Annotated in this window: 9 protein-coding genes; 6 read left to right on the forward strand and 3 right to left on the reverse strand. The window is 64.4% G+C overall.

The window, feature by feature from the left end; all coding sequences use genetic code 11:
- The 5 genes from A5906_RS43825 to A5906_RS05040 all read left to right on the forward strand — a co-directional run.
- Positions 1-840 (forward strand): amidase family protein (locus tag A5906_RS43825; protein ID WP_245326592.1); only part of this gene is annotated, 840 nt, incomplete at its 5' end.
- A 2-nt stretch (positions 841-842) separates the two neighbouring features.
- Positions 843-1,319, forward strand: a complete 477-nt coding sequence (locus tag A5906_RS05025; RefSeq protein ID WP_080134178.1) for a glutathione peroxidase — start codon at positions 843-845, stop codon at positions 1,317-1,319.
- An 11-nt stretch (positions 1,320-1,330) separates the two neighbouring features.
- Entirely contained in the window at positions 1,331-1,573 is a 243-nt protein-coding gene (locus A5906_RS05030; RefSeq protein WP_035730878.1) for a DUF3297 family protein, read from the forward strand.
- Positions 1,574-1,748: 175 nt separating this feature from the next.
- Positions 1,749-2,918: a D(-)-tartrate dehydratase gene (gene tarD, locus A5906_RS05035; RefSeq protein ID WP_080134179.1), complete on the forward strand. Its 1,170-nt coding sequence runs from the start codon at positions 1,749-1,751 to the stop codon at positions 2,916-2,918.
- A gap of 443 nt (positions 2,919-3,361) precedes the next feature.
- Positions 3,362-3,649 (forward strand): GIY-YIG nuclease family protein, encoded by a 288-nt coding sequence (locus A5906_RS05040; RefSeq protein ID WP_080134217.1) that lies wholly within the window; start codon positions 3,362-3,364, stop codon positions 3,647-3,649.
- Between the two features lie 1,454 nt (positions 3,650-5,103).
- Here the strand turns inward: A5906_RS05040 and A5906_RS05055 are convergent.
- Positions 5,104-6,456, reverse strand: coding sequence for a malonyl-CoA decarboxylase (locus A5906_RS05055; RefSeq protein WP_080134182.1), 1,353 nt, complete (start codon positions 6,454-6,456; stop codon positions 5,104-5,106).
- Positions 6,457-6,740: 284 nt separating this feature from the next.
- Positions 6,741-7,565: an AraC family transcriptional regulator gene (locus A5906_RS05060; RefSeq protein WP_080134183.1), complete on the reverse strand. Its 825-nt coding sequence runs from the start codon at positions 7,563-7,565 to the stop codon at positions 6,741-6,743.
- 51 nt (positions 7,566-7,616) lie between these two features.
- Between A5906_RS05060 and A5906_RS05065 the strand changes: the two genes are divergently transcribed.
- Entirely contained in the window at positions 7,617-8,789 is a 1,173-nt protein-coding gene (locus tag A5906_RS05065; RefSeq protein ID WP_080134184.1) for an MFS transporter, read from the forward strand.
- 313 nt (positions 8,790-9,102) lie between these two features.
- On the opposite strand, the gene A5906_RS05070 is transcribed toward A5906_RS05065, so the two are convergent.
- On the reverse strand, positions 9,103-11,687 hold a 2,585-nt coding region (locus tag A5906_RS05070), incomplete at its 5' end, for an efflux RND transporter permease subunit (protein WP_245326593.1).

An 11,687-nucleotide genomic window follows, 5' to 3' on the forward strand; every position in this document is an offset into this window, starting at 1 on the left:
GGCGTGCACGGCTTGCGCCCGACGCTCGGCCGCATTCCCGCCTTCAACCCGGCGCTGCCGGAGCGCCCGATCGGCCCGCAGATCATGGCGGTCTCCGGACCCCTCGCGCGCACCGTGAACGATCTGCGCATCTCACTCGAAGCGATGTCGGCCCGTGACATCCGCGATCCCTGGTTCGTGCCGGCGCCGCTGCAAGGGCCCGCGCGTCCCAAGCGCGCCGCGCTCTGCCTCAACCCGGATGGCCTCGCTACGACGCCGGAGGTGAAGGCGGCCGTGATCGATGCCGGCAAGCGCCTGGAGCGCGCCGGCTGGACCGTCGAGACGATCGAGAACGCCCCACCGATGCGCGAGGCGGTCGAGTGGCAGATCAAGCTGTGGCTCGGCGACGGCTATGAGGCGCAGCTGGAAATGGCCGAGCGCGAGGGCGATCCCGGCGCGCTAGCCTGCCTGCGCGGCAACCGCGGCAGGGTCACGCCGATGGACCAGGCGAACTTCGCCAAGGCGTTGACCCGAAGAGCCACGCTGACGCGCGACTGGATGCTGTTCTTCGAGCAATACGCCGTGCTGCTGACGCCGGTCTCCGGCGAATTGCCGTTCCCCGATCATCTCGACCGCAAGGACGAGGAGTCCTTCAAGCGGGTCTGGGAAGCGCAGCTGCCGCAGATCGCGATTCCCTTCATGGGCCTGCCGGGCCTCGTGGTCTCCACCGGCCTCGTCGGCAAGGCGCCGGTCGGCGTGCACATCGTCTCCGGCCGCTACCGCGAGGACCTTTGTCTCCTCGCAGGCGAAGCGATCGAGGCGGGCGGCGTGCCGCCGTCGCCGATCGATCCCGTGGGTTAGCGATGTCTGTGATCTACGACTTCAAGGCCAACTCGCTTCTCGGCGAGGAGGTGCCGATGCGCCGGTTCGAGGGACAGGTGCTGCTGATCGTCAACACCGCCAGCAAATGCGGCTTCACGCCGCAATATCGCGGGCTCGAGGATCTCTATCGCGATCTGTCGCCGCGCGGCTTCTCGGTGCTCGGCTTTCCCTGCAACCAGTTCGGCGCGCAGGAGCCGGGACAGGCGAGCGAGATCCAGGAATTCTGCTCCACCCATTACGACGTCACCTTCCCCCTGTTCGAAAAGATCGACGTCAACGGCGCCAATGCGCATCCCCTGTATGAGTACCTGAAACGTCAGCAATCCGGCCTGCTCGGCGCCTCCATCAAATGGAATTTCACCAAATTCCTGGTGGACCGTGCCGGCAAGGTCATCGCGCGCTACGCGCCGACCGCAAAGCCGGAAGGATTGCGGCAGCAAATCGAAACACTGTTGTGAGCGAGACAATCATGAGCGACGAATTTCCCGACCGCCTGTCGGTCGACCCGAACAGCCCCTATTACAACGCGGACATCCTGGCGCGCGACGTCGGCATCCGCTTCAAGGGCATCGAGAAGACCAATGTCGAGGAGTACTGCATCAGCGAAGGCTGGGTCCGCGTCACCGCCGGCAACGCCAAGGACCGCTACGGCAACCCGCTGACCATCAAGGTGCACGGGCCGGTGGAGCCGTATTTCAGGGATAAGAAATAAGCGCGGCGCGCTCCCTCCTCGTCATTGCGAGGGCACACCCTCTCTCCTCGTCATTGCGAGGAACGCACTCTCTCCTCGTCATTGCGAGCGAAGCGAAGCAATCCAGAATCTTTCCGCGGTGGCAGTCTGGATTGCTTCGCTGCGCTCGCAATGACGAAAGTGAAAGGCCATCCCCATGTCCGTCCGCATCGTCGACGTCCGCGAGATCACAAAACCGATCTCCTCGCCGATCCGAAACGCCTATATCGACTTCACCAGGATGACGACCAGCCTCGTTGCGGTCGTCACTGATGCCGTAGCGGACGGCAAGCGCGTCGTCGGCTACGGCTTCAACTCCAACGGCCGCTACGGGCAGGGCGGTCTGATCCGCGAGCGTTTTGCCTCGCGCATCCTGGAGGCCGATCCGAAGTCGCTGCTGAACGCGGCCGGCGACAATCTCGACCCCGACAAGGTCTGGGCCGCGATGATGACCAACGAGAAGCCCGGCGGCCACGGCGAGCGCTCGGTCGCGGTCGGCACCATCGACATGGCGGTGTGGGACGCGGTGGCGAAGATCGCCGGCAAGCCGCTGTTCCGTCTGCTCGCCGAACGCCACGGCGTCACAGCCAATCCGCGCGTCTTCGTCTACGCCGCCGGCGGTTATTACTATCCCGGCAAGGATCTCTCGATGCTCCGGGCTGAAATGCGCGGCTATCTCGATCGCGGCTACAACGTCGTCAAGATGAAGATCGGCGGCGCGCCGATCGACGACGATCGCACCCGCATCGAGGCGGTGCTGAAGGAGATCGGCAAGGATGCGCAGCTCGCCGTCGATGCCAACGGCCGCTTCAATCTCGAGACCGGCATCGCCTATGCCAAGATGCTGCGCGACTATCCGCTGTTCTGGTACGAGGAGGCCGGCGATCCCCTCGACTACGCGCTGCAGGCCGCGCTTGCCGAGTTCTATCCCGGTCCGATGGCGACGGGCGAGAATCTCTTCAGCCACCAGGACGCCCGCAATCTGATCCGCTACGGCGGCATGCGCCCCGACCGCGACTGGCTGCAATTCGACTGCGCGCTGTCCTATGGCCTCTGCGAATACCAGCGTACGCTCGACGTGCTGAAAACCCACGGCTGGTCGCCGAGCCGCTGCATCCCGCACGGCGGCCACCAGATGTCGCTCAACATCGCAGCCGGCCTCGGCCTCGGCGGCAACGAAAGCTACCCCGATCTGTTCCAGCCCTATGGCGGCTTCCCCGACGGCGTCCGCGTCGAGAACGGCCACATCACCATGCCCGATCTCCCCGGCATCGGCTTCGAAGGCAAGTCCGATCTCTACAAGGAAATGAAGGCGCTGGCGGAGTAGGGGTGCGCTGGTGCAACACACTCCGTCATTGCGAGCGCAGCGAAGCAATCCAGTCTCTCTCCGCGGAGGCAGTCTGGATTGCTTCGTCGCAAGAGCTCCTCGCAATGACGAAGGAGAGAGGCGTGCTTCACTCGTCAGGCGTTTCTGAGCATTCCGTCATTGCGAGCGCAGCGAAGCAATCCAGCGTCTCTCCGCGGAGGCGGTCTGGATTGCTTCGTCGCAAGAGCTCCTCGCAATGACGAAGGAGAGAGGCGTGCTTCACTCGTCAGGCGTTTCTGCGCATTCCGTCATTGCGAGCGCAGCGAAGCAATCCAGTCTCTCTCCGCAGAGGCAATCTGGATTGCTTCGTCGCAAGAGCTCCTCGCAATGACGAGGTGGCGAAATCCTAGCAATCATCTCCTGGTTGTGATATCGTGGAGGCCTATCCTTAGCCGAGTGTGATCATGAAGCAACCCTGCGTGTACATGTTCGCCAATCGCCGCAACGGGACGATCTACACAGGTGTCACCTCCAATCCGCCGCGCCGAGCGTTCGAGCATCGGGAGGGATTGGTAAAGGGCTTTTCATCGAGGTACGGTTGCAAACTCCTCGTCTGGTACGAACTGCACGACACCATGATCGACGCGATTGCACGCGAGAAGCAGATCAAGGGCGGCAGCCGGGCAAAGAAGCTTGCGCTGATCGAGAGCCTCAATCCAGACTGGATGGACTTGTACGAAACGCTAATCTGACCGGCAGTAACAAGTCGCGAGGCGCCGCCTCACACTCCGTCATTGCGAGCGCAGCGAAGCAATCCAGTCTCTCTCCGCGGAGGCAGTCTGGATTGCTTCGTCGCAAGAGCTCCTCGCAATGACGGACGAGGGAGCAGGGTCGCTCATAGGCGCCCGGAACGCGCGGGATCGCGGAAGGCGCCGCCACACACTCCGTCATTGCGAGCGCAGCGAAGCAATCCAGAATCTTCCCGCGGCGGTAGTCTGGATTGCTTCGTCGCAAGAGCTCCTCGCAATGACGGACGAGGGAGCAGGGTCGCTCATAGGCGCCCGGAACGCGCGGGGTGGAATCGCGCGAGGCGCCCGCCACCCATTCCGTCATTGCGAGCGCAGCGAAGCAATCCAGCGTCTCTCCGCGGAGGCAGTCTGGATTGCCTTGTCAAGAGCTCCTCGCAATGACGGACGAGGGAGCAGGGTCGTTCATAGGCCCGGAACGCACGGGGTGGAATCGCGCGAGGCGCCCGCCACCCATTCCGTCATTGCGAGCGCAGCGAAGCAATCCAGAATCTTCCCGCGGCGGCAGTCTGGATTGCTTCGTCGCAAGTACTCCTCGCAATGACGGTGGAGAGAGCGAGCGCCGTTGCCGACATCCTGATCCGCGGCGAACGGCAGGTTGGGGTACTCAAGCTGCCGCCACACACTCCGTCATTGCGAGCGCAGCGAAGCAATCCAGAATCTTCCCGCAGCGACAGTCTGGATTGCTTCGTCGCAAGTACTCCTCGCAATGACGGTGGAGAGAGCGAGCGCCGCTGCCGACATCCTGATCCGCGCCGAACGGCAGGTTGGGGTACTCAAGCTGCCGCCTCACACTCCGTCATTGCGAGCGCAGCGAAGCAATCCAGAGTCTCTCCGCAGCGACAGTCTGGATTGCTTCGTCGCAAGTACTCCTCGCAATGACGGTGGAGAGAGCGAGCGCCGCTGCCGACATCCTGATCCGCGGCGAACGGCAGGTTGGGGTACTCAAGCTGCCGCCACACACTCCGTCATTGCGAGCGCAGCGAAGCAATCCAGTCTCTCTCCGCAGAGGCAGTCTGGATTGCTTCGTCGCAAGAGCTCCTCGCAATGACGGTGGAGAGAGCGCCGTTGCCGACATCCTGATCCGCGGCGAACGGCAGGTTGGTGTACTCAAGCTGCCGCCACGCATTCCGTCATTGCGAGCGCAGCGAAGCAATCCAGAGTCTTTCCGCGGCGGCAGTCTGGATTGCTTCGTCGCAAGAGCTCCTCGCAATGACGGTGGACAGAGCGAGCGCCGTTGCCGACATCCTGATCCGCGGCGAACGGCAGGTTGGGGTACTCAAGCTGCCGCCACACATTCCGTCATTGCGAGCGCAGCGAAGCAATCCAGAATCTTCCCGCAGCGGTAGTCTGGATTGCCTCGTCGCAAGGGCTCCTCGCAATGACGGTGGAGAGAGCCCCTACGACAGCCGCATGTCCAGCAGCCGGCGCCCTTCGCCCTTGAGCAGCTTCTTCACCGCGCTGGAGGCCACGACCTCGCCGTCATTGGCGTAGGCTTCGTGGTTCTTCTCGATGTCGTCGAGACGGTAGAGATAATTGACCATCACGCTAGCGGACTCGCGCACGCCCTTCGGCGAAAGGTCGCCGAGCCAGTTGATGCGCTCGAGTCTTGCGCCGTTGCCGAGATGGAAGCGGGCGACGGAATCGATCAGCCGGCCCTTGGGCGTGCGTGCCTTCAGGAAATAATGGGCGGCGAGCGGCTCCAGCACGCCGCGCAGCAGCGTCGTGGTCTCGGGGCTCTCGAACCATTTGGGATCGTCGAGGCGCTTCAGCACCTCGCGGTCTTCGTCCGCCAGCGGCAAATCCTTGTCCTGCTTCACCCATTGCATGAAGCCGGGCACCGGCGACAGCGTCACGAAGGTGTCGAGCTTGGGCGTCTCGCGGCGCAGCTCCTCCACCACCTGCTTGATCAGGAAGCTGCCGAAGGAGATGCCGCCAAGGCCGCGCTGTGTGTTGGAGATCGAGTAGAACACGGCGGTGCGCGCGCGCTCGATCGGAAGGTGCTGGCGGTCGACCGCGAGCAGCGGCGCGATCGCGCCGGGGATCGTCTCCGTCAGCGCCACCTCGACGAAGATCAGCGGCTCGTCGACCATGGCCGGATGGAAGAAGGCGTAGCAACGGCGGTCGACCGGATCGATGCGGCGACGCAGATCGTCCCAGTCGCTGATCTCGTGCACGGCCTCGTAGCGGATGATCTTTTCGAGGATGTTGGCCGGGGTCGACCAGTCAATCCGGCGCAGCACGAGAAACCCCCTGTTGAACCACGAAGAGAGAAGATGTGAGACGTCGCGATCGAGCGCGGCGAGATCGGCGTGCCCGTTCATCATCCCGAGCAGGTCGGCGCGCATGGCGACGAGATCGCCGGTGCCGCCGGGCGCCCGGTTCAGGCGGCGGATCAGCTCCTGCCGCCGCGGCTCCGAGGCGAAATGCAGCGAGCTTGCGTCTTCGTCGGTCGGCTTGGCGCGCCACTTCTCGATCGCCTGGGACAGACGTTCCCGGTCCGGGCCGAAATCGCGCACCAGCGCCTCGAAGAAGGCGCGGCGTCCCGCCGCATCCAGCTCCCTGTAGAGATCGAGCACCTCCCGCGCCATCGCCGTGCCGGAGGCTTCGCCCCGGCCCGACAGCAACGCGTCGCAGAGCTCGATCAGCCCGTCTGCGTCCTGTTTGGTGTCAGACCCGTCTCTGCGCCGAAGCAGCGTTCGGCCGCGCTCAGAGATCGTGGCGAGCAGGTCGGAGAAGAAGGCATTGGCCATCTGGGCTTTTCGAATCCGGGTTTGTGCGGTGCGGGAAGCTTACACGGGATTTAGGCAGAAGCCGATCACAATCAAGCAGGCGAATGCGGCATCTTTAGTTGGGGCGTGCGTTTGGAGAATGCCGACATGCCGGGGGAGCGGTCATGCGGTGACATTGGGAGAAGGGGCAAGCTGCCTCAAACACCGTCATTGCGAGCGCAGCGAAGCAATCCAGACTGCCACCTCAGCAAGATTCTGGATTGCTTCGCTGCGCTCGCAATGACGGGTGGGGAGCGCACGGTACCTCACCCTTTCCCCGCAAACTCCGTCGGCGTCCGCCCCGTCACCTGCCGAAACGCGGCCGAGAATGCCGGCACGCTGGCGTAACCGAGCTGGGTCGCGAGCTGCTTCACCGAGATGCTCGCGTCCGTCGACAGAAGCTGGATCGCCGCCGCAATCCGCGCGCGCTGGCACCAGCTCTTGAAGCTCAGTTGAGTCTCCGTGGAGAACAACCGCGACAGCGTGCGGGCGGAGGTGCCGACCTCGCGCGCGAGGGGGTCGATGTCGTGCAGGCCGGTGGGATCGTCGAGCACGATCATCGCGGCGCGGCGGCAGCGCGGCTCGCGCGGCAGCGGCACGAAGGTCGCGGAATCCTCGGCCTGGCGCAGTTCCAGCATCACCAGCCGCACCAGCAGCTCCGTGCGCTCTTCCGTATTGCGCGCGTCGAACAGCGCCAGGATCGCCTGGTTCAGCAGCGGCGACACCCGCACCACGAACTCCCGGGTCAATCCCGCATAGCGCTTTTCACGCTTGAGCCAGGACAGGTCGAAATACAGCGTGCGCATCTCGATGTCGGCGAGCAGGTCGATGGCATGTTCCAGCCCGGCCGGCACCCAGACGGCCCGGTCCGGCGGCACCAGCCAGCGTCCCCCGGGCGTCGTCACCTGCATGGTGCCGCGTGCCGCATAGATCAGCTGCGCCTCGCGGTGCATGTGCAGGTCGATCCGCATGCCCTTGGGATAGTCGCGCGCGACCAGATGCACGCCCGCGGGCGAGCGGTGGTTGCTCCGGACCTCCCGCAGGATTGGCGTTTCCAAGATTGGCGTTTCCAAGACAGTCATTGGCAGCATCCCGTCATGGGTCCGACATATAACTCATTTCGGAGCAGGAGAGGATTCGTAATGAACAGCCCCAGCCGGGTCATCAGTTTCGTCAACGCAGGCCATTTCATCGACCATTATTCGATGCTGATCTTCGCCGCCGCCGTGATCATCATGGGGCCGGCGCTGGGCATGGCCTATTCGGAGCTGCTGCCTTACGCGACGCCGGGCTTCATCGCCTTCGGCGCCGGCTCGCTGCTCACCGGCTGGCTCGGCGACCGCTGGAGCCGCCGCCACATGATGCTGATCTTCTTCGTCGGCATTGGTACCTCCATGATCTCGGTCGGCTTCGTGCAGACGCCGGTGCAGCTCGGCGCCGCACTGCTTGCGATCGGCATCTTCGCCTCGATCTACCATCCCGTCGGCACCGCCATGATCGTGTCCTATGCCGACCGGCTCGGCCGCGAGATGGGCATCAACGGCGTCTGGGGCAATCTCGGCGTCGCCTCCTCGGCGCTGGTAACAGGCGTGATCGGCCAATATCTCGGCTGGCGCTTCGCCTTCATCGTCCCGGGCGTCGTGACGATCCTGATCGGCATCGCCTTCGCGATGAGCGTCGTGCATGAGGACCGCAAGGGCTCGAAGCAGGCGGCGGCGCAGGCACGGGTGGCCAAGCAGGACATGTGGCGCGTGATCCTGGCGCTGCTGATCGTGGTGATCGCGATCTCCACGACCTTCAACGCCGTCACCGTCGCGCTGCCAAAACTGTTCGCCGAGCGGCTCGCCGATCTCACCAAAAGCCCGGCGCTGCTCGGCGTCATCGCGGCCTGCGTCTACGTGTTCGGCGCGATGACGCAGTACACGATCGGCCGGCTGCTCGACCGCTACTCGCTGAAGACGGTGGCGCTGCCGTTGTCCTTCATGCTGGCGCCGTTCCTGTATCTCGCCGCCAGCCTGAGCAATCTGCCGCTGATCCTGGTTTCCATCGGCATCGTCATGGGCGCTTTCGGGCAGGTCACGGTGAACGATGCCATGGTCGGCAAGTACACCACGGAAGAATGGCGCTCACGCGCCTATGCCGTGCGCTATTTCGTCGGCTTCACCGCGGCCGGCGCGTCGGTGGGCCTGGTCGCCTGGCTCTACGAGCAGGGCGGCTTCGTCACCATGCTGCACGCCTTCGCCGCGCTCTGCCTGCTGGCGATCGCCGCCGCGCTGATTCTGCCGCGCGAGATCCGGACGCCGCAGCCGGCGTGAGGGCGGCACTCGCTCCACATCGTCGTTGCGAGGAGCCCTTGCGACGACGCAATCCAGAGTCTTTCCGCGGAGGGATTCTGGATTGCTTCGCGGAGCCTGTCATCCGGCCGCGCTTCGCGAGACCCGTTGGCTCGCAATGCCGGAGGATGAATGGGTGCTTCACCCGACGCCTGCCGATCATGCCATTATGCTCCTGTTTTGCCCGACGGAGCAAGTCGTTTCGGCAAGACCGAAATTTCTGAAGCTTTTTCAACCCCGTCTCTACTGTGCATGGGGTTGTTTTCGCACTTTTTGTTTGAGCGGCCCAAAAAAGCTAAGGCTTTACCTCCGCCGCCTGCGGCTTCGGCTCCTTCTTCGAGGCGCGCCAGTTCTCGAAGCGCTGCACCACCACGAAGAAGGCCGGCACGAACAGCACCGCGAGGCAGGTCGAGGCCAGCATGCCCGAGAACACCGTGATGCCGATCGACTTGCGGGCGCTGGCGCCGGCGCCGGTCGCGAGCACCAGCGGCACCACGCCGAGGATGAAGGCGAACGACGTCATCAGGATCGGGCGGAAGCGGGCGCGCGCCGCCTCGATCGCCGACTCCAGGATCGGCTTGCCGTCGCGGCCGTGCAATTCCAGCCCGACCTCGACGATCAGGATGGCGTTCTTGGCCGACAGCGCGATCAGGAGGATCAGGCCGATCTGGCAGTAGAGGTTGTTGTCGATCTTGAGGCCATTGAGGATCAGCATCGGTCCGATCAGCGACAGCGGCACGGCGAGGATCACCGAGATCGGCGCATACCAGCTCTCATACTGACCGGCGAGCACGAGATAGACCAGCAGCATGGCAAGCCCGAACACCCAGTAGATCTGATTCGAGACCGCCTTCTCCTGGTACGACATCGCGGTCCATTCATAGCCGGTGCCCGGCGGCAGCGTCTTGTCCGCGATCTCCTCCATCAGCTTCAGCGACTGGCCGGAGGAATAGCCCTGCGCCGGCAGGCCGATGATGGTCGAGGAGGGATAGAGATTGTAGAGGCTGATCAGCGACGGCCCCGTCGCCGGCGTGATGGTGGCGACGGTGCCGATCGGGATCATGTCGCCGTTCGAGTTGCGCACCTGCATGTTGGCGATGTCGCGCTCGGTGACGCGGAAGGCGGGATCGGCCTGCGTGTAGACCTGGAACACGCGGCCGAACTTGTTGAACTGGTTGACATAGGACGAGCCGAGATAGGTCGAGAGCGCCGAGAACACCTGGTCGGTGGTGACGTGCAGCGTCTGGGTCTTGATGCGGTCGATCTCGACGTTGAACTGCGGCACCGACGAGCGGAACGAGGACTGCACGCGCTGCAGCGCGCTCTGGCTCTGGCCGTTGGAGACCATCGCCCCGGTGATCGCCTGCAGCTTGGCGAAATCGCTGTTGCCGTCACGCAGCTCGACCTGCATCGAGAAGCCGGCGGCGTTTCCGATGCCCTGGATCGGCGGCGGCGGCAGCACGATGGTGCGCGCCTCCATGATCACGGCGAGCTTGTCGTTGAGGCCAAAGACCAGCGAGCGCAGATCTTCGCCTGGCCCTTTGCGTGCGCCCCAATCCTTCAGGATGATGTAGGCAACGCCCGCATTGGCAAGGCTCGCGCTGCTGTCGAGCGCGGAGATGCCGGCGATGGTGATGACCTGCTGGACGCCGGGCGCGTCCTTGATGATCTCGCTCGCACGGTCGAGCACCTTCTGGGTCCGCTCCAGCGAGGCGCCGTCGGGCAGCTGGATGGCGGCGATCAAATAGCCCTGGTCCTCGATCGGCAGGAAGCCGGTCGGCACCCGTGACAGGCCGTAGCCGCCGATCCCGATCAGCACCAAGGCGACCGCGACCGACACCGTGGCGTGCCTGACCAGGAAGGTGATCAGCCGCGTATAGCCGCGCTCCAGCCGGTTATAGACGTTGTTGAAACCGCGATAGAAGAAATTGCGCTGCTCCGGCGGCACCGCCGGCCGCAGCCACAGCGCGCATTGCGTCGGCTTCAGGGTCGCCGCGTTGATGGCGGACAAAAGCGCGGTCGCCGCGATCACCAGCGCGAATTGTGAATAGATGCGGCCCGTCAGGCCGGCGAGGAACGAGGCCGGCAGGAACACCGAGATCAGCACCAGCGTGATGCCGACGATCGGCGCGAACAGCTGGTCCATCGCCCTGATCGCGGCGTCGTGGCCGTTCATGCCCTGCTCGATATTGTGCGCGGCGCCTTCCACCACGACGATGGCGTCGTCGACGACGATGCCGATCGCGAGCACGATCGCAAACAGCGTCGACATGTTGATGGTGAAGCCGAGCGCCGCCATCGCGGCGAAGGCGCCGATGATGGTGACGGGCACCGTCGTCGCCGGCACCAGCATCGCGCGCCAGTCCTGCAGGAAAACAAGGATCACGACCAGCACCAGGAGGCCGGCCTCGATCAGCGTCGTGTAGACCTCGTGCACGGAGGCCTCGACGAATTTGGTGGTGTCGAACGGCGTGTCGTATTTGATGCCTTCGGGGAAGCGCTTGGCGAGCTCGGCCATCTTCTTCTCGACCGCCTGCTCGACCTGGAGCGCGTTGGCGCCGGGCGACTGGAACACGCCGATGCCGGTGGCGGGCTGCTTGTTGAGCGAGAAGATCTGGCTGTAGGTCTGCGCCCCGAGCTCGACCCAGCCGACGTCGCGCACCCGCGTGACGTCGCCGCTGGTGCCCGTCTTGACGATGATGTTCTCGAACTGGGTGGTGTCGTCGAGCCGTCCGTTGACGTTGAGCGTGTACTGAAACGCCTGGCCCGGCGGTGTCGGCGGCGCGCCGACCTGGCCGGCGGAGACCTGCTGGCTTTGCTGCTGGATTGCGTTGATGACGTCCTGCGGCACCAGTCCGCGCGCCTGCAGCTTGCTCGGGT

The sequence above is a fragment of the Bradyrhizobium sacchari genome (assembly GCF_002068095.1).
GTDB lineage: Bacteria > Pseudomonadota > Alphaproteobacteria > Rhizobiales > Xanthobacteraceae > Bradyrhizobium > Bradyrhizobium sacchari.